The organism is Blautia intestinihominis (assembly GCF_040096655.1).
Lineage (GTDB): Bacteria > Bacillota > Clostridia > Lachnospirales > Lachnospiraceae > Blautia_A > Blautia_A intestinihominis.
The window spans coordinates 1-23,167 of record NZ_JBBMEI010000041.1; the positions used below are offsets into that span (position 1 = coordinate 1).

Consider the following 23,167-nt stretch of genomic DNA (forward strand, 5'->3'; position numbering starts at 1 on the left):
ATTACGATTGCTCTCTGTGGAGAGTTGGTCGGTATTGATTCTGAAAATGCCTGGTTTTCTTTTGTAAAAAAGAATTACCGACACCTTTTCCCACAGCTTTGCAGCAGAAGCCGTTTTAACAGAACAAGGCGTGCTCTGATGCAGATAACCGAATTATTAAGACAAAAAATGCGCTCTGTTTTTCCGGTTCCGGTCAGTTCTTATTGCATTCTTGATAGTTTTCCGCTTGCAGTCTGTAAATTTGGACGTGCACGATACTGCAAAACATTTCGCAGCCAGGATGCTGATTACGGAAAGTGTCCTTCTAAAAAGGAAACTTACTTTGGTTATAAAGTGCATACCCTGGTCACATTAGAAGGTTACATTACTGCATTTGAGATTACGCCGGCATCCACAGATGACCGCGAAGGATTACGGGATCTGGCGGATAATTGTTCAAATATTACAATTTTAGCAGATAAAGGATATGTTGGCGAAAAACTCATGCAGGAAATGAAGGAACAAACGATCTGTCTTTTTGCACTCAAGCGTTCCAACGGTAAAGAAAACTGGTCAAAAGCTTTCAGGGCTTATGCACCCGTTTGGTTAATAAAGTATTGGCATACAACCTCTGCATTGCATTAAACAGTATTTTCGGCGAAACCTGCGAACTTGGAAAAATCAAAGAATTGATATTCTAAAAAATTTATTTATCAATAATAACAGGGATTCTTTGCGGTTTTTACAAGTTTTAAACGTTTTATTTGAAATAGCACAACAGGTTAATTTATTTCCCATACAGATAAGAGCTGTACTCTGGAGCATCCAGATTCGTGGTATCGATCCATACAGGATCATAGTATACAAATTTCTCCAGACCGCTGGAAACTTTCTCATACGGAACGGTCAGCTGTACGGCTGCAAGGATCGTCTGGTATCCCAGCTGATACGGGGACTGTGAAACAATGCCTGCCTCTGAACCATTACGAACTGCGTCCTGCTGTTTGGTAGTTGCATCCACTCCAACCATGACCGGTGCTGTACCCTCTGCTTTCTCAATATCGAGATAAAGATCAGATACATCTGCATTCGTACAGAACACGCCTGCCAGATCCGGATATCTCCGAAGAGCATCTTCCATGGCAGTTTTCATGTCATCCACCTGATCTGTATATAATTCCTGAACAACTGTAATGTCCGGACATTCTGCGAGAGCTTCCTTGAATCCTTCTACACGTTTCTTAGAGCTCTCTGTCTTCTCCTGAGCGGAAAAAATTGCGACTTTACCGCTTTTTCCGATCGCATCGCTTAATTTCTCTCCCGCCATCTTTCCTACATAAACATTATCTGTTCCGCGGAAAACGGCGATCATATCACTGTCACTTACATTGGAGTCAAAAGCTACTACTGCAATGTCATTCTCTCTGGCTGCCTCAAGCTGTGCCTGGCAGGAATCCTCGTCGCCTGCTGAAAGACATAATACCGTTGGATTCTCTGCAATAACTGCATCCAGTGTATTAACCTGCTTCTCCACATCCTGCTCATCACTTGCGCCTTCAAAGGTCATCGTGATCTGGTCATCGGATGTAAAACCGTATGCCGCATTGACATCCTTAATCGCATCTTCCATACCGGAATGAAGTGCCTTCCAGTACTCACCATCCACGCTCTTACTTACAACTGCAATTCTACTTCCCTTCGTTACGGGTGCAGAAGTATCGATCTGTGCTGCCAGTGCAGCTTCTTCCTCTGATTCCGGATCTGAATCTGTCTCTTCCTCTGTCTGTGCTGTCTCGTCATTTGCCTGCACATCCGCCACAAAATTCTCAGAGCCGCTTTCTTTGTCGAGTCCCCCTGCCACCAGTATGGCACCAGCAAGGATAATTCCGGCTGCAGCCGCTTTTCTCATTATTTTCCCTCTTTTCTTAATCCAAACTTCATACAAATGCGCTTCTTTTTTTACATTATACACATTTTCTTTTTTGCGTCCATAGATTTCATAGTTTTTTCATTATTTGAGCGGAAAATAATACATTCTTGCTGATATGCTTTACAGTGTCAAAAAGCCTTTGAATGTCTCACCTTTCGGTGTGACTTTAAATTCCATTTTTTTTCCGTTTGCCGGGTGGCGGAAAGCCAGATGGCAGGAGCATAATCCTAACGGAAGGCCAGACTTATCTGCGGCGTTATATTTCCGGTCTCCAAGGAGCGGCATGCCTTTGTGAGCCATCTGCACACGGATCTGATGATGTCGTCCTGTATCCAGGATGATCTTAACAAGGATCCTTTTTCCTGTTGCGGTGCGTTCGTCTTTGATTTCTTCCTGAATACTGTAATCCAGGCTGGCTTTCTTTGCTCCGGGAGTCTTCGGAGTGACCACGGAGGAAGAATTTGTCCGGTTATCTTTTTTGAGGTAATCTTCCAGATGCCCCTGCTTTTCCTCTGGCAGCTGTGCGGTTACTGCCAGATATTCTTTTGTGACAGTTTTAGACGTGATCTGTCGGTTCAGTTCGGCGGCAGCCTTTGGCGTTTTTGCAAATACCAGAACGCCCTCTACCGGCTGATCCAGTCTGTGTATGATCCCGAGACACGGCATCTTGCCCGGTGTCTTAAGTGCCAGATGATTCTTAAGGCTGCTTTCCATATCTGCCATTCCAAAGCGGGCACTCTGCACGGCAACGCCCGCCGGTTTATGGCACACCAGAATATCCTTATCTTCATAAAGAATACAATCCTGTATATTAAAACTTTGCATAAAAAATCTCTCCTTTTGAGGAGAGTATAACATACAACACGTAAGACGACCATCACTTCTATTTATTCTTCGCGAATTATTTATAAAAGGATGGTCGTCTTAACACTCTTCACTATTCAATTTTTAATAACCTCTTAGTTCTTTCAAAACTTATCGTCTTGTTTGCTAATTGAATTCCTGTGATATATCTACATCATATATCTCTGATCCAATTCTCTGTATTTAGTTTTTATATTAATTTCGATATCATATTGATGTCTTATTTTGTGGTTGCGATTGTTTTATTCCCTGCTCATAAACGATACGATTTTTATCACTTCGTCTATTTAGAAAGTTTATAGATTTTAAATTATAATCTACGAATTATAATTTATTGAGAAACTTAGGATATTCTTTTTCATTGGATTAGAGCAGCTCCAAACTTAACTTCTTAAATTCCAAACTGTTTTCCTTTGAAATAAGATTCCTTATAATCTCTTCTTAACATCTGTTGTGAGGAGATGTTCTTCTGATGCAAAGTTTCAATCCATATTAGAATAAATCTTATATGCATCTCAAAGTATCTTGCTTATTTATCTTCAAGCTTCTCTGGATCTCTGCTTCCAGACGATGCTCTAAAATAAGGAGTTATACTTTTTCAAAAATGTTTCTTTACACATTTTCGAAAGTCTCTGTATCAGGTGCGTGATAGTTATTCAATATAAGTAATCGATTCTATATACCTGTAATACTTATGATAAACGATCATTTCTTTTCATGAAGTCCTGTTCACCAGGCTGTAAATTTCATCTTTCTTCTCTAAGAATATGATTATTTCTTAAATTAATGGGCTAATATGTATCAGGTCTTTCTTGCAGGAAACTCGATTCCTATCACTTCTTATATTGATTGTGATTAGTAACTACTGTCCCAACGGTATCACCCTTGCCTTTCTTTTGATTTTCATTCCTTTCATGTTCTCTATACTATGAATTGAATGAGTTTCTTTTGTGTTTTGTTTTTGTTTTCTTTTGATGTCATTATAATAGCACTGTATAGTATGTTTGTCAACACATTTTTCGATTATTTTTTAATTTATTGTATATTTTTCGTGTTTATAATATTATTCTTGTTTTATTTGTACGTATTTTTTATTATTTTCTGATAATTTAAACATATTATAAAACTCCTCTTCCATACAAAAAGCAGTCCCGCGGGAGGCTGTGGTAAGCCATCCTGCGGGACTGCACAAACAGGAGTTGGTTCTGTATGTGGGGTGCCAGAACCAGTCTTATTTTCTGTTGTAGTTGATCAGACATCCTTTGAGGATGATCTCACGTTCGTCATCGGTCAGTTCTCCGAGTGTTACCTGGAACTCCTTAAGTCCGTCTTCTTTGACTACATATCCGGTGATGCTGTCGGCTTTATCAGCAACAGCTTCTCTGATATGCGGGAAGAACAGGAAATCACCGTTGGTAAACGGAAGCTCTCCCTGCGGGATCAGGAATGGAAGCATGCCCCAGTTGATAAGGTTTGAGCGGTAACGTTTGGTAGCGTACTCGTTTGCGATGTTTGCCCATCCGCCGAGAACCTTCTGGCAGGAAGCGGCCTGCTCACGTGCAGAGCCATCACCAGGTTTTACAGCGAAGATCGTACTTCCGACTCCGACGTTTTCTTTGCTGATATCTGCGAACTGTTTCTTAACAGCTTCCATAACCGGTTTCAGTTCCGGAACTGCCTCTGCCGGACATTCTCCTGCTTCGATCGCCTTCTGTGCCTTCTGGATCTCTTTGGCACGTCCAACGTACTCCGGATCTCTTCTGGAAAGAGTGAACTCTGCCAGTCCAAGCGGATTGGAACGGAAAGAGGAAGTCTCACCGGAAGGAATCAGCTCGTCTGTTGTTGTAACAGGATCATGGATCTCAGAAACAACTTTGAGAACAAGGTTCTCTGCCAGCGCAGGCATCTCCGGCCAGTCTTTGATGTTTGGTCCGAACTGGATCTCAACGCTTGGATCTGCAACGCCCTTGCTGTCAAAGATACGGTTCTCATAAATTGTTTTGTCGAAGAAATATTTCTGATGTCTGTAGCTTCCGGTAAATTCTTCTGCGGAAGTCAGGAAGCCTTTGTTTGCTGCTGTTGCTGCGATGGATCTCGCATCCATAAGTGCAACGGAAGAAATCTGTCCGTTCTGGACCTTGGAACCTTCACGGTTCGGGAAGTTTCTCGTTGTATGACGGATACTGAACGCATTATTTGCAGGTGTGTCTCCGGCACCGAAGCACGGTCCGCAGAAAGCAGTCTTGACAACTGCCCCTGTTGCAAGGAGGTCAGCCAGGACACCGTTTCTTGCAAGTTCCATATAGATCGGTGTACTTGCCGGGTAAACGCTGAGTGTAAAGGCGTCTGCACCGATGCTTGCTCCGCGGAGGATGTCTGCTGCTGCACAGATATTCTCAAATCCGCCGCCTGCACATCCGGCGATGATTCCCTGCTCTACATAAAGTTTACCGTCAACGACTTTGTCCTTGAGAGAATATGGAACTTTGCCGTCGAGACTGATCTGAGCCTTTTTCTCTACATCATCAAGGATGTCATAGAGGTTTTCTTTGAGTTCATCGATAGTATAGGTATTGCTTGGGTGGAATGGCATTGCGATCATCGGTTTGATCTCACTTAAGTCAACCTCTACGCAGCCGTCATAGTATGCAACCTTGCCCGGTTTGAGTTCTTTGTAGTCTTCTTTTCTGCCATGGATCTCGTAGAATTCTTCGATGGTCTCATCTGTCTGCCAGATAGAAGAAAGACAGGTTGTCTCTGTTGTCATAACGTCAATTCCGATACGGAAGTCTGCACTTAAACCTGCAACTCCAGGTCCTACGAATTCCATAACTTTGTTCTTAACGTATCCATTGGCAAATACCTTGCCGATGATCGCCAGAGCAACGTCCTGCGGTCCTACGCCCGGTCTCGGCTGTCCCTTGAGGTAGATCGCAACTACGCCCGGCATATTGATGTCATAAGTCTGGGAAAGGAGCTGCTTAACCAACTCACCGCCACCCTCGCCCATAGCCATGGTACCAAGTGCACCATAACGGGTGTGGCTGTCAGAACCCAGGATCATCTTGCCGCCGCCTGCAAGCATCTCACGTGCGAACTGATGGATGACTGCCTGATGAGGAGGTACATATACTCCGCCATATTTCTTTGCACAGGTAAGTCCGAACATGTGGTCATCTTCGTTGATTGTTCCGCCTACTGCACACAGAGAGTTGTGACAGTTTGTCAGCACATATGGGATCGGGAATTTCTCAAGTCCTGAAGCACGTGCTGTCTGGATGATTCCTACAAAAGTAATATCATGGGATGTTAACTTATCAAACTTGATCTGTAATTTCTGCATATTTCCGGAAGTATTGTGTGCTTCCAGGATATCATATGCCATGGTGTTCTTTGCTGCGTCTTCTCTGGATACCGGCTGATCAAACTTGCTTTCTTCAACAATGTCACTGCCATTTACAAGGTAAACGCCACCGTCGTATAGCTTCATAATAATCCTCCATTCATATAAATTATGCATTGCACGCTTCTGTGTTTTTGCAAAATGTATATTAATTATACTTTATCTCGCTAAAATCTGCAACGACATTTCACAAGAAGATATATAAAAATTCTTGACAAAATAATAACTGATAACTACAATGCCATTAGCAAACACCTACTATTGATGTAAAAAACAGGGGATAAATTTGAATCAGAGAGATAATACTTTTTTTGAAGCTTATAAACGTCTTGACCGGCTTTGCAGAGATATTCTCAACTGCCAAAATGGTGTTAGTGAATATATTCAGCAAATGGATAAAACTCCTCAGGCGCAGTATACAGTTACCAATTGGGAAAAAGATTATAAAATGTTGAAGCATATCCGCTGGGTCAGAAATCAAATAGCCCATGATACCTCAGACGCTCCATTCAGCACAGAAGCTGATTTGGAATTTACAAATGCATTTTATGATCGAATCATAAATCAAAATGATCCTTTCTCACATTTAAGAAAAGCAGAACAAAGAAAAACCTATGCCAATAACAATTATTATTTTCCGCCAAAGTCTTCAGATAACTCCTTTCATACTCAGTTACCTGACACTTCTAATGACAGTTCATCACATGGACCTCTGGCAGTTATCAGTATCATAGCTGGCATAATTATTATAATTTTAATCGTTTTTTCACTTATAAATATGAACTTATAACATCTTTACTTGCATATTAAAAGCCATTATACTTAAAATCACTTAGCACTCAAATATTTCTGTCACCTGTGGCAGTTTTGATAGGGAGGTAGGAACACTATGTTTCGTTTATGGGGAAAACTGTGGAAAGACAACCACATGCTGAAAGATCTCGTCATTGATGACGACTCAGAAGATACAAGGACACACAAGATCTTCCGTGCACTGCAGGAGATCTGCTATGATTTTGACCTGGAAAATCCGATCTGGCTGGACAGCAATGTCACGGATTTCAAACGCCATTCCAGAACACGGTTCCGCCAGGACAGTTTTATTGAACATATTGAATTTGATTACCTGGAGATTCAGGTGATCGAGGAAGATTAAAAAAGTGCCGCTCACAGCTTCACTGATAATAACAGTTTGCTGCAAGCGGCATTTTTTCGTATCAGACAATCCACTTACCCAATACCGGTATTTTTTTGATAAGTATTACCGCAAGGCAGCTAAGTCCAAAGATACACACCATGACTATCGGGATCGCAATCACTGTATTTCCGATCATCATGCTGTCTATTCCAGCTCTGTGCAGGATGTCGCGGAAAAATGCATGGATCAGATAGATTCCGAACGTATAACCTCCCAACCGACATATGATCTCTTCCTGTTTCTCGCTCCAATGTATTTTGGACACATGATTTTTGAAAAATAAGAAAATCGCACTTCCCCAGAAAAATCCCGCAAGCGTAAAGTTTTCATAATAGGACTGGAGTTCTCTTCCCACTCTCGGTGACATGTACTGACTGAGCAGGATTGCCGCAAGGATCAGTGAAATTCCCAGAATATAAATCGTTCGTTCCAGCTTCCTGGAAATCTCATAATGTGAAAGGTAATGTCCCAGGATAAAATATCCTGCATAGTCCACGACCATTCCCGGCTGAACCGTATGCATCACATTCATGACGTATTCCTTCAGCGGGAACGAAAAACAGTTTACTGTGTATGGTATGATCTTGATGAGCAGAAACATCAGGATCAGATATTCTTCCCATTTCTTACTTCGTTCACAGTTTACGATTTCCCACAAAAGCGGTGTCACTATCAGGAGTCCTGCTAACATAGGAAGATACCACAGATGGAAATAGGATTCACTGCAATAGATCAGTATTTTCTTAAAAAACGATACAGATCCTACCGCTGGTTTCCCCGCCATTACGATCCTGTATACCGCATAAAAAATCTGCCAGAACACATACGCCACTGCTATCTGAAAAATATTCCTGGTCCAGAGTTTCTTGAGTGACCAGTTTCTCTTACCATCCAGATACAGCGTTCCGCTGATCATGATAAACGATGCCACTGCAAAACGGTTGATTCCATGGTAAAAATTCGAAATTCTCCATATACTGGAATCCAGTGGTGTATCCCGGAAATGCTGTGACCCGGCATGAATGCCGATCACACCGATGCAGGCTGCAATTCGCAGGAGTTCTATCCATGTAATTCTCTTTTTATTCATTTTTGTTTCGTGGGGCTGTCCCCCATTTCTCCTTAATTTTGTGTATCCGCAACTATCTTATTTCTTCACAATTACATATTTCAAGTTTCTCAGATGTTACTGTTCGCTCCGTTCACAGTAACTATCAGATCCTTCTGAAAGTATAACAAACGAACTGCCTTCCTACAAGCAATATTTCTTCCACGATCTGTCATTCCATAAATTCCCGGATGATCTCACGCATGATCTCCTCTTCCTCCGGGCTCAGCATTTTGCTGAAATGGCTTCCGGTCGCCGCTGTCTGGCGGATGCTTGCCGTGATCTTCTCCACCATCTCTTCCTGGAGAACGGGGTCCATCCTGGGCGGCGGTGCGACTGGTTCCGCCTTTCGCGGTGTGACTGTCTCCTCTCTTTTGGTCCGTGCAGAAAGGATATAGTCTGCCAGAGAATTCATCACAAGCTCTTCCCGGTAAGCAAAATCCAGAGCCTGTCTCAGAATCATCAATGCAACCGGGATCACCGTTCCCAGATAAAGATACCTAAGCGGCAGCCCACTTGTCCACTTGAGCTTTGTCACAAACAGGATTGCAAGCCCCAGACACAACGTTGACAGAAGCGACGGCAGCCAGACCAGAAAGTTCATCTTGTTCAGCAGTTTATCTCTTGTTTTCCAGAGGTTCAGCCATTTTTCCTTAAGGCTTGTGACTGCATTTGTTCTTCGCAGAGTTCTTCTGTAAGTAAGGTGTACTGCCAGCATGCCAACCGCTCCGAAAGCTCCGGCGGCTGCCATGATGCAAAGCAGTATCTGCAGGTTCATGATTCGCTCCAGCATAAGCCCCTCCTTGCTTTTACAATCTCTCCGACACCTTCTCGGCTTTTCTTCTGCTGTTAATTCCCATTCTACACCCGTATGAACTTGCTGGAAACAAAAATCGTTCGTCAAATTCTCCCTGGAAAATGCGAAAAACTCCTCTGAACGGCTGATTTATCTGCTTTTCGTGATAATTCAACCTCCCATGAGGAATTTCTGTCGTTTTATATTCTGTCTGGATCTTTCATAACCTGATATTTACATTTCTTCCAGTGCCTTGACAACCTCTTCAAACTGCATGAAATGGGATGCTTTTACAAGGATCGTATCTCCCTCCTGGACAAGATCTCCAAGATGCTCAAGGAGAGATTCCCGGCTCTCTTCATAAATTACTTTAAATTCCTGATCTGCTTTGCGTGCAGCTTCTGCCATATGCACAGAAAGCGCACCAACACAGATGCAGACATCAATTCCGCACTGTGCTGCATGAGTTCCGACTTCTTCATGAAGCGCGATCTCATTTTCTCCAAGTTCTCCCATATCTCCAAGGATCGCCACTCTTCGTCCTTCTCCGTCGTGAAGAACATCAAGGGAAGCTTTCATGGACATCGGGTTTGCGTTGTAGCAGTCATCCACTACCAGGAATTTGTCTGTCTCGATCATTTTGAAACGTCCGCGGATCGTCTCCAGGCTTTCGATACCTCTCTTGATCTCCTCGATGGAAAGCCCGTAAATGCGTCCTACAGCAGCTGCTGCCAGTGCATTGTAGACCATATGGATCCCCGGTGTCGGAACAAGCACATCAAAAGCATCCTCGCCAAGATGAATACGGCAGGCAACGCCCTTGAGTCCTTTGCTCTCGATTTGATCCGCATATACATCTCGCTCTGCATTGAGTCCGAAAAATACCGGTTTGACGCCATTGTATTCACTTACTGTCGCCAGTTTATCGTCATCACCATTCAGAACAATATGTCCTTTCGGGTTCATGGACTTAAAGATCTCTGTTTTGGCTTTGAGCACACCATCGCGGTCTCCGAGATTTTCGAGATGGCAGGTTCCGATATTTGTGATCACACAGGTATCCGGTCTGGCGATCTTTGTCAGTCTGGCCATCTCGCCAAAATCACTGATTCCCATTTCCAGAACTGCGATCTGATCTTCATCTCTCAGGCGGAAAACAGTCAACGGAAGACCCAGTTCATTATTAAAGTTTCCCTGTGTCTTGAGTGTGCGGTATTTTTCTTTAAGTACAGAAGCGATCACTTCTTTTGTGCTGGTCTTGCCAACACTTCCGGTGATCCCGACAACCGGGATCTGAAGCTGTTTCAGATAAAATTCTGCGATATCCTTCACTGCCTGAAGAGAAGATCCTACCTGGATATATGGAAAATCTGCATTCTCCAGTTCTCTCTCTGAAAGTGTGACAAGCGCACCCTTGCTCATGACATCCGGGATAAAACGGTGTGCATCTACACGTTCTCCTACGATTGGAACAAACAGGCTGTCTTTTTCAATCTTGCGGCTGTCTGTAGTGATGGAGGAAACTTCCCTGTCCATCACGTTTTCCGGACCATGGTATGTACCGGAGCAGACTTCGGTAAGATTCTTTATAGTAAGATTTTTCATATCGATTTCCTCTTTAGTTGTACTTTTTCTGTGAAACGCGGATCAGTTCTTCACACAGTGTCGGGTAATCCATTCCGAGAACGGCTGCTTCCTGCGGGATCAGGCTGGTCGGGGTCATTCCCGGGAGGGTGTTGGCTTCCAGGCAGTAGATCTTTTCGTCTTCGGTCACGATGAAGTCAAGTCTTGCGTAGCTTTCCATTTCCAGTGCATGATAGCCGTCCACTGCTGCTTCCTGAAGGCGTTTTGTCAGTTCCTCTGAGATCGGAGCCGGACAGGTTTCCTGTACTGCACCTGGTTTGTATTTATTCTCGTAATCGTAAAAGCCTTCTTTCGGCACGATCTGGACTACCGGGTAGGCAGTTCCGTCAACGACCGCAACTGTGTATTCCACACCCTTGATGAATTCTTCGATGACAACTTCGTTTTCGTATTCAAAAGCTTCATCCAGTGCTTTGACATAATCTTCCTGATTATCTACGATATAGACACCGATGCTGGAACCACCGCAGCATGTCTTGACAACTACAGGAAATTCCATGCCAAGTGCCGCAAGAGAGTCCTGACGGTCTTTTTTCTTCATGGCTTTTCCGCCCGGTGTGCTTACGCCTCTCATCTGGAACATTGCTTTGGTCACGCCTTTGTCCATTGCCATCGCACTGCTTAAGTATCCGGTTCCGGTATAAGGAATTCCCATCAGGTCAAATGCTGCCTGTAACTTGCCGTCCTCTCCGTTTGCACCGTGAAGTCCGAGAAAAACAAAGTCGGCTTTTTTGCAGAGTTCGATGACATTTGACCCGAAGAAATCTCTGCGGGCTTTCTTTAATTCTTTCATCTGCGGATTAAAGCCCTTGATATACTCTGCTGCTTTTTCGACATCGTATTCCGCCGGGAACGGATCTTCCCAGTTTACGGTTTCGAGGCCACAGAATACATCCACCAGGATCGCCTGATGTCCTTTCTGTCTGAGTGCCTGGCAGATTCCTGTTCCTGATACGATAGAAACATCTCTTTCTGTACTGGTTCCACCTGCTAATACAACAATTTTCATATTCTTCCATCTCCTTAAGGAAAGCAAAAACTGCTGCAAAAATTCACTTCAGAATCTCTGCAGCATTTTACCTGTTCTTATTTATAAATAACCACCGGCATACCGGTTTCTACGTTCTGATACAACTCCCGTGCCGCTTCTTCAGACAGGACAATACAGCCCTCTGTACTGCTCCAGTCCGTCATATCTGAACTGAAATCTGTCTCTGACGAACTTCCAAAACTGTCTGCTTCACTTTCCGTTGCCGTCCCAGGTTCAAATCCCGGATCACCATAGATTCCAAGATCATCTGTAAAAGACATCCAGCAATCCACCGTCATATTTCCAACTGCCTGCTGGTTTTTCTTTTCTTCGATCGAATAAACTCCATCCGGTGTACTGCTGCTGATCGCGATCCCGGTATCTACAACAGGATTTCCACTCTTGTAAAGTACAAGCCTGCGGTCAGTAAGATTGACTTCCACATAAGAATATCCGATATCATTCGTGTCGCGGCTCGCCGCTTCCTGTGCATATACCGGCTCTCTCACCTGTGTTTTCTTATCCATGATCGCCTGATACAAAGCATCCGCTTCTTTCGGCTGGTCGATCAGCCATCCATAAGTGCCACCGGATACGGTGACCTCTCTGTTGTCATAAGTTGAAAAAGAACGCTCTATACCCACTGTATCATATTTTGATGCCAGCTGTCCAACATAAGATGCAATTGCGCTGTGATCCAGCATCAGATTTCCATCCTCATCACGGCTGAGCCATTCCTTGATCAAGGTACGATCAACCGTTTCCTTGCGGTCACTGAAATCATAGGTGACCACAACATCAGTAAGCTCATTCATCTGCTCGCAGTCTTCTGTCAGTTCATCACCATATACTGCAGGATCTACATAGCAGCCATCCACATCAAGATCTACCAGCGTTCTTCCTGTCGTAACTGCATTGGAAATGTCTTTCTGCAATTTTTCTTTGTCGATCTTTGTTCCTTCTACTTCCGGTACGACCTCAAATCCGTCATCATTTTGCTTTATGTATGCATCGTAAGGTTCCTGATTGTCCTTCATACAGTTCAGACTATCGATGACCTGCTCAAATTTGTCCTGATCATAAGTAACAGATGATGGAACCTCCCAGGATTTGTGCTGGCTGAATGCGAGGAACCACTGAAAGCGCTTCTGTTCATGGAGCATTCGGTTCACGCTTCCATCAGAAGTATATTTCAGATCGATCTCATCTGCTGAAATACTCTCCCGACCGTTTCCTCTGGTCTGAATAGCCAGAATATATACACTGGTTTCTTCTGCCAGAAGTTTCTCTGTTTCTTCCTGTGTCATGTAAGAGCAGTTAAAACCGTTTACCTGTGTTCCCGGCAGGAAATGTTCTGTAAAATAATATACTCCAAAAAAGTAGGCACCGATGGTCAGTAAAAACAGCACAACAATGAAGCCTACCAGTATCTTTCTTTCTCTGCTCATCCCTGTGTTTTCTTCTGCCATGATGCCTCCTTTATAGCTCCTGTCTTATTCAGCCAAAAGTTTCTCTACGCTTGCGAGTTTGACGCAGACAACGAATACTTCTGCTGCTTTGGCAAGTTCGTCAATTGGCGGGAAGGACGGTGCAATACGGATATTGCTGTCTTTCGGGTCTTTGCCATATGGATAAGTTGCTCCTGCACCTGTCATGACAACGCCTGCTTCTTTTGCTTTGGCAACGATTGCTTTGGCACAGCCATCCATGGATTCGAAGGAAATGAAGTATCCACCCTTCGGTGTTGTCCAGCTTCCGATTCCAAGTCCGCCGAGTTCTTTTTCAAGGGTGGACTCTACCATCTCGAATTTCGGGCGAAGGATTGCTGCATGTTTGCTCATGTGTGCATGAACACCGTCCAGGTTCTTGAAGAATCTTACGTGACGAAGCTGGTTCAGTTTGTCATGTCCGATCGTCTGAACAGTCATATATTTGCGGAAATCATCCAGGTTTGCTTTGGATGCTGCTACTGCTGCGATACCGGAACCCGGGAAGCTGATCTTGGATGTGGAAGTAAATTTGTAAACAATGTCAGGATTGCCTGCTTTTGCACATTCTTCCAGGATCTCAAGAAGGAAATCCTGTTTCTCTTCTCCATCATAAAGATGATGTACGCTGTAAGCATTGTCCCAGTAGATACGGAAATCCGGTGCTGCCGGTTTCAGGCGTGCAAAGCGCTTAACTGTTTCTTCTGAATAAGTGTAGCCCTGCGGGTTGGAGTATTTCGGAACACACCAGATACCTTTGATCGCAGGATCTTCGCTTACAAGTTTCTCAACCATATCCATGTCCGGACCCTGTGGAGTCATCGGAACATTGATCATCTCGATTCCGAAGAATTCTGTAACTTTGAAATGACGGTCATATCCCGGAACAGGACAGAGGAATTTTACTTTGTCAAGTTTGCACCATGGAGTGTTTCCCATAACGCCATGAGTCATGGAACGTGCTACGGTATCAAACATAACGTTCAGACTGGAAGTACCATAAATGATGATGTTCTCCGGAGATACTTCAGAGATTTCTCCAAGAAGGCGTTTGGCTTCCGGGATACCATCCATAACACCGTAGTTACGGCAGTCTACACCTGTTTCGCATTTCAGGTCTGCGCTGCTTGACAGAACATCCATCAATCCCATGGAAAGATCAAGCTGGTCAGCCGCCGGTTTACCACGAGACATATCCAGGGCAAGTCCCTGTGCCTTGATCTCTGCATACTGCTGATCCAGTTCCTTCTTCAGAGCAAGAAGCTGTTCTCTGCTCATTTCACTGTACTTCTGCATAATTTGTCCTCCTCGTGCCGCTTCCAGAATCCTGTACCGGCATAATATAAATTTCTTTTTTCTTTTGATATCTAATATTACTATCCCGTCTATTTTAGTATGCTAAATTCCCGCTTGTCAAGCCCTGCTGCCCCTGTATTTTAAAAAAAATTTTCTCGAATCAGTGTGATAAAGTGTGAATTCTGCATAAAGTCCCCTGCTTATACACAAAACGCCACAGTTTTACTTGCAGAATTTCGTTGTTTCACCTATACTGAATAGGCAGGAATATCCTGAATGTTTCTATTAAATGTAATAAAAGAAAGGTTATCATATATATGTGGATTGCAAATGACTGGAAAGAATACGAAGTAATTGACACTTCCTGTGGAGAAAAGCTGGAACGCTGGGGTAAATATACTCTGGTCCGTCCGGATCCGCAGGTTATCTGGGACACTCCGAAGGTAAGCCGTGGATGGAAAAACATGAACGCCCACTACCACAGAAGCAAAAAAGGCGGCGGTGAATGGGAATTCTTTGACCTCCCTCAGCAGTGGGATCTCCATTACAAAGATCTTACTTTCCATCTGAAACCGTTCAGTTTCAAACACACCGGACTTTTCCCGGAGCAGGCTGTCAACTGGGATTGGTTTGGTGACAAGATCCGTAATGCAGGCCGTCCGATCAAAGTGCTGAACCTTTTTGCCTACACAGGCGGTGCAACTCTGGCTGCCGCTGCTGCCGGTGCACAGGTTACCCACGTAGACGCTTCCAAAGGAATGGTCAACTGGGCGAAGGAAAACGCTGCCGCTTCCGGACTTTCTGACGCACCGATCCGCTGGCTGGTGGACGACTGTGTGAAATTTGTGGAGCGTGAGATCCGTCGTGGCAATCACTACGATGCGATCATCATGGACCCGCCGTCCTACGGACGTGGACCGAAGGGTGAGATCTGGAAGATCGAGGAGGCGATCCATCCTCTGATCAAGCTCTGCGTGAAACTTTTAAGCCCGAACCCGCTATTTTTCCTCATCAACTCCTACACCACAGGTCTGGCTCCTGCCGTACTGACTTATATGCTGGCAACCGAGCTGAAAGACTTCGACGGACATGTTGACTCCCAGGAGATCGGACTTCCGGTAACCTCCAACGGACTGGTACTTCCATGTGGTGCTTCCGGACGCTGGGAGGCGAAATAATGAAGGAAGAAAAATCCAAGGACGCTCTTCCCTACACCTGTACTCCGGCTTATGACCGCAGCAGTTGTGGGAACTGTGTCTGTGCAACCTGTTACGAGCAGGAATTCTGCGATCGCTGCAGTTCCTGCAAAGAACTTTCTCACAAAAAAGACGCCTGTGGACGTTACGAAGGCGCGTATTGCTACTAATAGCACAACAGGAGATGCTGACATGATCGATCGTCAGCATCTCCTGTTTTTTATAAATTTGTTTTGCGTTCTTTCGGGAAGGTCATGGTGATCTCGGTTCCTTTGCCAACTTCGCTGAGCATCTTGAGTGTGCCGCCGAGGAAGGTAACGCCATGTTTCACGATCGACAGGCCCAGTCCAGTGCCGCCGATGGATTTGGAGTGGCTTTTGTCTACGCGATAGAAGCGTTCGAAGACTCTGCTGCGGTCTTCTCTCGGGATTCCGATGCCGTTGTCTTTGACGCGGATCTCTACGCTTTCTCCAAGATCCTGCAGATGGATGCTTACCGTACCGTCATCTCTGTTATACTTGATTCCGTTATCACACAAATTATAGATCACTTCTTCCAGTATCGGGCGAACTGTACAGAAGACCAGTTTCTCGCCGTCAATAAAGAGATGTACGTTCTTCTTTGCTGCGATTTCTTTCAGGTTTCCGCAGACATTCTTTGCTACGGCATATGCATCTACTTTTTCCCACTCATATGGGTTTTCTCCCTCGTCAAGCTGTGAGATCTTGATGGTATCTTCCACAAGATGGATCAGTCTCTGTGCTTCCCGGTAAATCCTTCCGGCAAACTTCCGAATGTCTTCTTCCTGTACCAGACCGCCCTCTATGATCTCTGCAAAACCAGAGATAGATGTCAATGGTGTCTTGAGTTCATGTGATACATTTGCAGAAAATTCTCTCCGCAGGTTCTCCCTCTCCATCTTTTCGGTTTCATTGACAAGAAGCAGAACTGCACCTGCAACTTTAGTATCTCTGAATACCGGATTGGCGATAAGCTGAACATATTCGCCATCCAGCTGCAGCATCGCACTGCCATGACGACCGCCCAGGACTTCCTCGATCACCTTGCGGAAATCCTCATTCCTGTCAAGAGAATAAACGCTTTCTCCTGTCTTTGGTTCCCGTACCTGGAACATTCTCCATACACTGGAATTCCCAGAAAGAATGATCGTATATGCATCAATGACCAGCAGTCCTTCCTGCATGTTTTCGGTGATGATCTGGAATTCTTCCTGGTTTCGGCGTGCCGTTTCAAGCTGTGTCTGGATCTGGCGGTTCTGCTTATGGATCCTGCTGAGGAGCGGACCCACTTCCTCATAGATCTGGTTTTCTTCCGGGTGATCCAGATCCAGTTCGTTGATCGGTTTAACGATATTTGCAGACATACGCGCCGCTGCGAATCCTGCAAGGAACAACATTATGACTGCAATACAAAGAACCGGGGGAACAAGCTGAAGCATCAGTGCAAAGACAGAAGACTGTGTGCCTGCCACACGAAGGACAGAACCATTGGTAAGCTTTAATGCATAATAAACTGTCTTTTCAGACAGTGTCTTTGACATTCGTTCCGCATATCCGCTCCCATTTTCCAGTGCTTCCTGAACTTCTTTACGATCGTTGTGGTTTTCCATGGAAGATGCATCTGCCTGGCTGTCATAAAGTACCGTTCCTGACGCATCCATATAGGTAATACGGGCGTCTTTCTGCTTTATCTGTTCCAGATAATCAACGCCGCTTTGTTCTACCCCATACGCCAGATAGGAAGCTTCTTTCTCGAGCTCCCCATCTAACTGCTTTCCAAAATATTGATACAAAACGCCCAGTACAAAGGCACTTCCCAGTATCAGGATCATTGCTGAAGCCAGGACAGTTGATCTGAATATCTTTTTTGTCAAGCCTGGTTTCCTCCCATTTGATGTTCATTGTTTCTGTGGCTGCCGGTGATCGCATATTCAACCCATTCTGCGATATTCACCGCATGGTCTCCGATACGCTCCATATATTTGGCCGTCATAAGGAGATCAAGTCCTGCTTTTGCATCCAGGTTCTGGTACATCAGTGTCGCTAGTTCTTCCTTGACCTGATTAAAAGCGTCATCTACCTGGTCATCATCATCAATGACTTTGCGGCAGAGTTTCAGATCTTTTTTTACAAACGCATCGACGCTTTCTGTCACCATGCGGACAGTCATTTCTGCCATCTTTCCGATCAGTTCCGGAACCTCCACATGATTCGTCTCGATAAACTGAGAAAGATCAGCGATATCCGCCGCCTGGTCTCCGATACGCTCCATGTCTGAGATCATTTTGAGTGCTGCTGAAACCTCTCGCAGATCTCTTGCCACAGGCTGCTGGTGAAGCAAAATACGCATGCAGTGATTCTCGATCTCTCGCTCTTTTGTATCGATTTCTCTGTCTGTATCGAAGATCTCTCTGATACAGTTCTCGCCACGGATCGCTCTGTTTGAAAGTGAGATCACCTTCTCACAGAGACTTCCCATTGTGATCATCTGTACATGAAGTTCTTCAAGCTGCCGTTCGAAATGTGTTGTCATGATCAACCAAACCTCCCTGTAATATAATCCTCGGTTCTTTTATCCTTCGGCATAGAAAACAAGGTATCTGTATCATTAAATTCTACCACTTCTCCCAGAAGGAAGAAAGCTGTTTTGTCAGAAATTCGAGTTGCCTGCTGCATGTTATGAGTAACGATCACGATCGTATAATCGCCCTTCAGTTCCATTGCAAGTTCCTCGATCTTGGATGTGGAGATCGGGTCGAGTGCGGAGGTCGGCTCATCCATCAAAAGGACTTCCGGCTGTACTGCCAGTGCTCTTGCAATGCAGAGTCTCTGCTGCTGTCCACCGGACATTCCGAGGGCACTTTTCTTTAATCTGTCTTTTACTTCGTCCCAGATTGCAGCGTCACGGAGAGATTTTTCAACGATCTCATCCAGTTTTGCCTTGGAACGGATCCCGTGTGTTCTCGGTCCATATGCAATGTTATCGTAAATGCTCATCGGAAACGGATTCGGCTTCTGGAATACCATTCCGACTCTTTTACGGAGAACATTGACATCCATATCACCGTAGATATCTTCGCCGTCAAGCTCTACTCTTCCGGTGATCTTACATCCTTCTACAAGGTCATTCATACGGTTCAGAGACTTCAGAAGTGTGGATTTACCACATCCACTCGGTCCGATAAAAGCAGTAATTTCTTTTTCCGGAATATGCATATTGATGTCTTTCAGCGCATGAAATTTTCCATAAAAAAGGTTCATATCTTCGATTGAAAGTTTAATATTATCACTCATTTTCTGTTATCCTTTCGCGATACATTTTGCCACCATACCGGATAAACCGTTGATGAGCAGTACAAATAAGAGAATCACAACTGCTGTCGCAGATGCCTGGTTCATATGAAGACCTTCGCTGGAAAGTACATACATATGAAGTGCCAGTGTACGTCCGGATCCCATCAGATTCGGAACCTGTGCAACCGTTCCTGAAGTATAGAGGAGTGCTGCTGTTTCACCAATGATACGTCCAATTGCAAGAATGATACCGGCAAGGATTCCCGGTACTGCGGAAGGAAGTACGATCGTAAAAATAGTACGGAGTTTACCTGCTCCAAGTCCGAAACTTGCCTCTCTGTAGGAGTCCGGAACAGCTTTTAATGCTTCTTCAGAAGTACGCATGATAAGTGGAAGCACCATGATGACCAGGGTACATGCGCCTGCCAGGAGTGACATTCCCCAGTGGAGTGCTGTTACAAAAAACAGCATACCAAACAGACCAAATACGATAGACGGAATACCGGAAAGTGTCTCGGCTGTGATACGGATGATCTGTACCAGTTTGTTTCCTTTTTTTGCATATTCTACCAGGTAGATTGCTGCGAAGATTCCAAGCGGTGCGGCAATCACGAGGGATAAAGCAGTCATGATAAAGGTATTTATCAGAGACGGCATCAGAGAAACATTATCAGAAGTATATTCCAGGCTGAAAAGGCTTGGTGTCAGATATGGAATACCTTTGACAAGGATGTATGCCACCAGGAAGATCAGCACGGAAAAAGTAACGATTGCTGCTCCTACAGTGAGAAGTGCAAGCACTCCTGAGCCTGGATGACGCAGGTAGGAACGGATACGGTCCGCTGTTGATGTCTGATTTCTTTTTTTCATATTTTCCACCGTCGGATCTATTGCTGCTGCATTAGTTTGCATGTTCTGACCTCCTGTTCAGCAGAGAAAGACTCAGGTTGATGATCAGAATGAATACAAAAAGTACCACTCCTGTTGCGATCAGTGCTTCTCTGTGAAGGCCTGTCGCATAACCCATTTCTGTTACGATATTTGCAGTCATTGTTCGAAGTCCTTTGAGCAGTCCTGCAGGCATTCTTGCCTGGTTTCCGGCTACCATGATGACCGCCATTGTCTCACCGATCGCACGTCCGATTCCAAGGACAACTGCTGCGAGAATACCGGATTTTGCTGCCGGGAGCATGACCATAAAGATGCTTCTTTCTTTTGTTGCACCCAGTGCCAGGGAGCCTTCATAATAGCTTTCCGGTACACTTCTGAGTGCAGATTCTGTAGGTCCAATGATCGTCGGAAGGATCATGATCGCCAGAAGAAGGGACGCTGCCAGCCAGCTTGTTCCTGTTCCACCGAAGGTGTTTCGGATCAGCGGTACCATCAGTACCAGACCGAAGAAACCATATACGATGGATGGAACACCTGCCATCAGTTCAATTCCTGATTTCAGCGGCCGGTAAATTTTTTGTGGACAGTAGCGTGCCATGAACACGGATGTAAACAATGCGATCGGAACACCGATCAGGATTGCTCCGCCTGTTACATAAATGCTGGCGATGATCATCGGGAAAATTCCGAATTTATCGTTGGATGGTTTCCAGGTTGTTCCAAGAAGGAACTTCACTGGTCCGATCTTTGCGATGGCAGGAAGTCCGTTCGCAAACAGGAACAGACAGATCAGAAATACTGCCAGAACGGATGCACAGGCTGCGACCATAAATACGACTTTCATAGCCTGTTCTTTAAATTTATTCATACAGGACTCTTCCTCTCTCCTAAATAAACATACAAGAAGCCCGGCAAACCGAGCCTCTGTTCTGTCACTCTGTATCTTCTGTCTTACTTAGCCAGGTCTTCCCAAGTGGTGGTTTCACCTGTAAAGATGGATTTCACCTGATCACTGGTCAGATCATCAATATCGTTTGAAGTGTTTACTACAACTGCGATACCGTCTCTTGCGATCTCAGTTGCTGTAAGGTTTTCGCTTGTCTCTTCATCTTTGAGGTCACGGGATGCCATACCGATGTCGCAGATTCCTTCTGCTGCGGATGTGATACCTGTTGTGGAATCGCTCTGCTGTACTTCTACAGTGATCTTTCCGCCGTTTGCTTTTTCGTATGCTTCTTTCAGTTTTTCCATAACCGGTGTTACAGAAGAAGAACCAGCTACAACAACTTTACCTTCTGCCTCGCTCTGCTCGTAAGCTGCTGCATCATCTGCTACTTTGATGTATCCGTTGTCTTCTACGATCTGCTGTCCGTCAGAGCTCATGATGTAGTTTTCGAAATCCTGAGCTGCATCGCTGAGGCTGTCAGTTGTTATGATATTGAACGGACGGGATACTTTGTATGTATCGTTTGCAACGTTTTCTGCGGATGCTTCTGCACCGTCGATCTTGACTGCTTTTACTGTGTCATTCAGAGAACCAAGGGAAATGTATCCGATCGCATTCTCATCACCAGCTACTGTTGTCATCATAACGGAAGTGCTGTTTGTGATGCTTGCATCCTCTGTTGTCATATCTACTTTTTCATCGCCCTGTTTTTCTTCAATTCCAAACAGTTCGATAAATGCTCCTCTTGTACCTGAACCGTCTTCACGGGAAATTACATCAATTGTTCCGCTTGCTGCGCTTGCTACAGATGCAAATGCGGTTGTTCCAATAAGTGCTGCTGTTACGATTGCGAGAAATTTTTTCTTCATAATAATAAATCTCCTCTTTATTTTGCTTTATTTAATTTTTTGTTTTCCTCATTGACAACTGCAATTATATGAACGCAAAGTAAAATGCAAAATCGTAACCTTGTAAAATCTTTGTAAAAAGCTCCGGGTAAAAATCTTTGACCTGCATCTCAAATATCGTTATAATGAAGCTATATCTGATTCTACTTTTAATGAAATAACAGGAAAGGTACTTATTATTATGAGAAAAATAACGATTATGAACACAGACCTTGAACTTTCACCTATGGGAATGGGATGTGTGAATGCCGGGATCAAATGGGATGGCGAGGATGCTTTCAGGATTTTTGATGCTTTTCTTGATATGGGCGGTACTGTTTACGATACTGCCCGTGTATATTCTGACTGGATCCCATCTGAGATCGGACGCAGCGAACGTGTCCTTGGTCAGTGGCTCCGCCAGAGTGAAAAGCGTCACGACATCGTCCTTCTCTCCAAGGGCGGTCATCCGGATATGACTCCTTCTGTCCCGGATATGCACGCTTCCAGGATTTCTGCCGAAAATATGCGTAAGGATCTGGAACTTTCTCTTACTGCACTTGGTACAGATTATATTGATATTTATTTTTATCACAGAGATAATGAGGCGATTCCTGCCGGAGAACTGATCGAGATCATGGAAGAATTCCGCAAAGAAGGCAAAATCCGCTACTACGCATGCTCTAACTGGAGCACTGCCCGCATGAAAGAAGCAGATGCTTACGCCGCTTCCAAAGGATATCGTGGATTTGTCGCAAACGAAGCTCTGTTCAACATTGGTTCTGCTTCCATGCGTCCGCTCGCAGATGATACCCTGGCTGTCATGAATCAGGAAATGCAGCAATATCATGTCGAAAATCCGCAGAATCTGGCTATGCCGTATATGTCCGTTTGCAGTGGATTTTTCCACAAATTATATGCAGGCGGGGCTGATGCTGTGAGAAATTCTGAATACTACACTTCTGAGAATCTTAAGGCTGCTGAAGGGCTCCACGGACTGATGGAGGAATACCAGATTTCTCTTACACAGGCAGTCCTTGGTTATCTCACCTGCCGTGATTTCACCTGCCTGCCGCTCTATGGACCGAGAAATGCAGAGGACCTCAGGGAAGCAATGGAAACCTTCTCTATTCCATTCCTTAAAGAATATTATCCGGAAGTATAATAATATAGAAAGAAAGCCCGCAGTTCCATTCTC

The 23,167-nt window shown here is 44.6% G+C and carries 20 protein-coding genes and 1 pseudogene; 6 read left to right on the forward strand and 15 right to left on the reverse strand.

All coding sequences use genetic code 11. From position 1 onward, the window contains the following. Positions 1–680 (forward strand): annotated as a pseudogene (locus WMO75_RS12580) (IS982 family transposase); the annotation flags it as partial. 86 nt (positions 681–766) lie between these two features. Here WMO75_RS12580 and WMO75_RS12585 read toward each other — a convergent pair. The 3 genes from WMO75_RS12585 to WMO75_RS12595 form a co-directional block, all read right to left on the reverse strand. Beyond that, positions 767–1,888, reverse strand: a complete 1,122-nt coding sequence (locus WMO75_RS12585) for a substrate-binding domain-containing protein (protein WP_118698459.1) — start codon at positions 1,886–1,888, stop codon at positions 767–769. Between the two features lie 141 nt (positions 1,889–2,029). Beyond that, a complete protein-coding gene (locus WMO75_RS12590) occupies positions 2,030–2,734 on the reverse strand; it encodes an RluA family pseudouridine synthase (RefSeq protein WP_349078133.1) in 705 nt (234 codons plus the stop codon). A gap of 1,270 nt (positions 2,735–4,004) precedes the next feature. Further along, entirely contained in the window at positions 4,005–6,263 is a 2,259-nt protein-coding gene (locus WMO75_RS12595; RefSeq protein WP_022214091.1) for a hydratase, read from the reverse strand. A gap of 199 nt (positions 6,264–6,462) precedes the next feature. Between WMO75_RS12595 and WMO75_RS12600 the strand changes: the two genes are divergently transcribed. After that, positions 6,463–6,966, forward strand: a complete 504-nt coding sequence (locus WMO75_RS12600) for a DUF6548 family protein (protein WP_173905142.1) — start codon at positions 6,463–6,465, stop codon at positions 6,964–6,966. A gap of 99 nt (positions 6,967–7,065) precedes the next feature. Continuing rightward, a complete protein-coding gene (locus WMO75_RS12605) occupies positions 7,066–7,332 on the forward strand; it encodes a hypothetical protein (RefSeq protein ID WP_022214093.1) in 267 nt (88 codons plus the stop codon). 61 nt (positions 7,333–7,393) lie between these two features. On the opposite strand, the gene WMO75_RS12610 is transcribed toward WMO75_RS12605, so the two are convergent. The 6 genes from WMO75_RS12610 to WMO75_RS12635 form a co-directional block, all read right to left on the reverse strand. Then, positions 7,394–8,464, reverse strand: a complete 1,071-nt coding sequence (locus WMO75_RS12610; protein WP_173905141.1) for an acyltransferase — start codon at positions 8,462–8,464, stop codon at positions 7,394–7,396. Between the two features lie 190 nt (positions 8,465–8,654). Continuing rightward, positions 8,655–9,275, reverse strand: a complete 621-nt coding sequence (locus WMO75_RS12615) for a hypothetical protein (protein ID WP_118698457.1) — start codon at positions 9,273–9,275, stop codon at positions 8,655–8,657. Positions 9,276–9,512: 237 nt separating this feature from the next. Continuing rightward, on the reverse strand, positions 9,513–10,883 hold the full coding sequence (locus WMO75_RS12620) for a UDP-N-acetylmuramoyl-tripeptide--D-alanyl-D-alanine ligase (RefSeq protein WP_118698456.1): 1,371 nt from the start codon (positions 10,881–10,883) through the stop codon (positions 9,513–9,515). Between the two features lie 13 nt (positions 10,884–10,896). Then, the gene (locus WMO75_RS12625) at positions 10,897–11,931 is read right to left on the reverse strand and encodes a D-alanine--D-alanine ligase family protein (protein WP_022214097.1); all 1,035 of its coding nucleotides are present in this window, start codon (positions 11,929–11,931) and stop codon (positions 10,897–10,899) included. A 77-nt stretch (positions 11,932–12,008) separates the two neighbouring features. Continuing rightward, positions 12,009–13,421, reverse strand: a complete 1,413-nt coding sequence (locus WMO75_RS12630; protein WP_118698455.1) for a L,D-transpeptidase family protein — start codon at positions 13,419–13,421, stop codon at positions 12,009–12,011. Positions 13,422–13,445: 24 nt separating this feature from the next. Continuing rightward, positions 13,446–14,735 carry an aspartate aminotransferase type Ic gene (locus tag WMO75_RS12635; RefSeq protein ID WP_022214099.1) on the reverse strand — a complete coding sequence of 430 codons (1,290 nt, stop codon included), beginning with the start codon at positions 14,733–14,735 and terminating at the stop codon, positions 13,446–13,448. Between the two features lie 317 nt (positions 14,736–15,052). Here WMO75_RS12635 and WMO75_RS12640 point away from each other — a divergent pair, with 317 nt between their 5' ends. Both WMO75_RS12640 and WMO75_RS12645 read left to right on the forward strand, forming a co-directional pair. Beyond that, positions 15,053–15,913 (forward strand): class I SAM-dependent methyltransferase, encoded by an 861-nt coding sequence (locus WMO75_RS12640; protein ID WP_118251883.1) that lies wholly within the window; start codon positions 15,053–15,055, stop codon positions 15,911–15,913. Then, positions 15,913–16,101 carry a hypothetical protein gene (locus tag WMO75_RS12645; protein WP_022214101.1) on the forward strand — a complete coding sequence of 63 codons (189 nt, stop codon included), beginning with the start codon at positions 15,913–15,915 and terminating at the stop codon, positions 16,099–16,101. The genes WMO75_RS12640 and WMO75_RS12645 overlap by 1 nt, the downstream gene beginning before the upstream one ends. Positions 16,102–16,151: 50 nt before the next feature. On the opposite strand, the gene WMO75_RS12650 is transcribed toward WMO75_RS12645, so the two are convergent. The 6 genes from WMO75_RS12650 to WMO75_RS12675 form a co-directional block, all read right to left on the reverse strand. Continuing rightward, positions 16,152–17,825 carry a sensor histidine kinase gene (locus tag WMO75_RS12650; RefSeq protein WP_118698454.1) on the reverse strand — a complete coding sequence of 558 codons (1,674 nt, stop codon included), beginning with the start codon at positions 17,823–17,825 and terminating at the stop codon, positions 16,152–16,154. Beyond that, a complete protein-coding gene (gene phoU / locus WMO75_RS12655) occupies positions 17,822–18,484 on the reverse strand; it encodes a phosphate signaling complex protein PhoU (RefSeq protein WP_118698453.1) in 663 nt (220 codons plus the stop codon). Before phoU ends, WMO75_RS12650 begins: the two co-directional genes overlap by 4 nt. A gap of 2 nt (positions 18,485–18,486) precedes the next feature. Beyond that, the gene (gene pstB, locus WMO75_RS12660; RefSeq protein WP_118698452.1) at positions 18,487–19,245 is read right to left on the reverse strand and encodes a phosphate ABC transporter ATP-binding protein PstB; all 759 of its coding nucleotides are present in this window, start codon (positions 19,243–19,245) and stop codon (positions 18,487–18,489) included. 6 nt (positions 19,246–19,251) lie between these two features. Continuing rightward, entirely contained in the window at positions 19,252–20,115 is an 864-nt protein-coding gene (gene pstA, locus WMO75_RS12665) for a phosphate ABC transporter permease PstA (RefSeq protein WP_118698500.1), read from the reverse strand. Between the two features lie 31 nt (positions 20,116–20,146). Further along, on the reverse strand, positions 20,147–21,004 hold the full coding sequence (gene pstC, locus WMO75_RS12670; protein ID WP_022214106.1) for a phosphate ABC transporter permease subunit PstC: 858 nt from the start codon (positions 21,002–21,004) through the stop codon (positions 20,147–20,149). An 83-nt stretch (positions 21,005–21,087) separates the two neighbouring features. Continuing rightward, positions 21,088–21,951, reverse strand: coding sequence for a substrate-binding domain-containing protein (locus tag WMO75_RS12675; RefSeq protein WP_118698451.1), 864 nt, complete (start codon positions 21,949–21,951; stop codon positions 21,088–21,090). A 220-nt stretch (positions 21,952–22,171) separates the two neighbouring features. Here WMO75_RS12675 and WMO75_RS12680 point away from each other — a divergent pair, with 220 nt between their 5' ends. Next, on the forward strand, positions 22,172–23,134 hold the full coding sequence (locus WMO75_RS12680) for an aldo/keto reductase (RefSeq protein WP_118698450.1): 963 nt from the start codon (positions 22,172–22,174) through the stop codon (positions 23,132–23,134). Positions 23,135–23,167 lie beyond the last annotated feature (33 nt).

Coding starts and splice junctions, on each gene's coding strand:
- WMO75_RS12585 (WP_118698459.1), bottom strand. CDS start 1,888: ATGAGAAAAGCGGCTGCAGCCGGAATTATCCTTGCTGGTGCCATACTG.
- WMO75_RS12590 (WP_349078133.1), bottom strand. CDS start 2,734: ATGCAAAGTTTTAATATACAGGATTGTATTCTTTATGAAGATAAGGAT.
- WMO75_RS12595 (WP_022214091.1), bottom strand. CDS start 6,263: ATGAAGCTATACGACGGTGGCGTTTACCTTGTAAATGGCAGTGACATT.
- WMO75_RS12605 (WP_022214093.1), top strand. CDS start 7,066: ATGTTTCGTTTATGGGGAAAACTGTGGAAAGACAACCACATGCTGAAA.
- WMO75_RS12610 (WP_173905141.1), bottom strand. CDS start 8,464: ATGAATAAAAAGAGAATTACATGGATAGAACTCCTGCGAATTGCAGCC.
- WMO75_RS12615 (WP_118698457.1), bottom strand. CDS start 9,275: ATGCTGGAGCGAATCATGAACCTGCAGATACTGCTTTGCATCATGGCA.
- WMO75_RS12620 (WP_118698456.1), bottom strand. CDS start 10,883: ATGAAAAATCTTACTATAAAGAATCTTACCGAAGTCTGCTCCGGTACA.
- WMO75_RS12625 (WP_022214097.1), bottom strand. CDS start 11,931: ATGAAAATTGTTGTATTAGCAGGTGGAACCAGTACAGAAAGAGATGTT.
- WMO75_RS12630 (WP_118698455.1), bottom strand. CDS start 13,421: ATGGCAGAAGAAAACACAGGGATGAGCAGAGAAAGAAAGATACTGGTA.
- WMO75_RS12635 (WP_022214099.1), bottom strand. CDS start 14,735: ATGCAGAAGTACAGTGAAATGAGCAGAGAACAGCTTCTTGCTCTGAAG.
- WMO75_RS12640 (WP_118251883.1), top strand. CDS start 15,053: ATGTGGATTGCAAATGACTGGAAAGAATACGAAGTAATTGACACTTCC.
- WMO75_RS12645 (WP_022214101.1), top strand. CDS start 15,913: ATGAAGGAAGAAAAATCCAAGGACGCTCTTCCCTACACCTGTACTCCG.
- phoU (WP_118698453.1), bottom strand. CDS start 18,484: ATGACAACACATTTCGAACGGCAGCTTGAAGAACTTCATGTACAGATG.
- pstB (WP_118698452.1), bottom strand. CDS start 19,245: ATGAGTGATAATATTAAACTTTCAATCGAAGATATGAACCTTTTTTAT.
- pstA (WP_118698500.1), bottom strand. CDS start 20,115: ATGAAAAAAAGAAATCAGACATCAACAGCGGACCGTATCCGTTCCTAC.
- pstC (WP_022214106.1), bottom strand. CDS start 21,004: ATGAATAAATTTAAAGAACAGGCTATGAAAGTCGTATTTATGGTCGCA.
- WMO75_RS12675 (WP_118698451.1), bottom strand. CDS start 21,951: ATGAAGAAAAAATTTCTCGCAATCGTAACAGCAGCACTTATTGGAACA.
- WMO75_RS12680 (WP_118698450.1), top strand. CDS start 22,172: ATGAGAAAAATAACGATTATGAACACAGACCTTGAACTTTCACCTATG.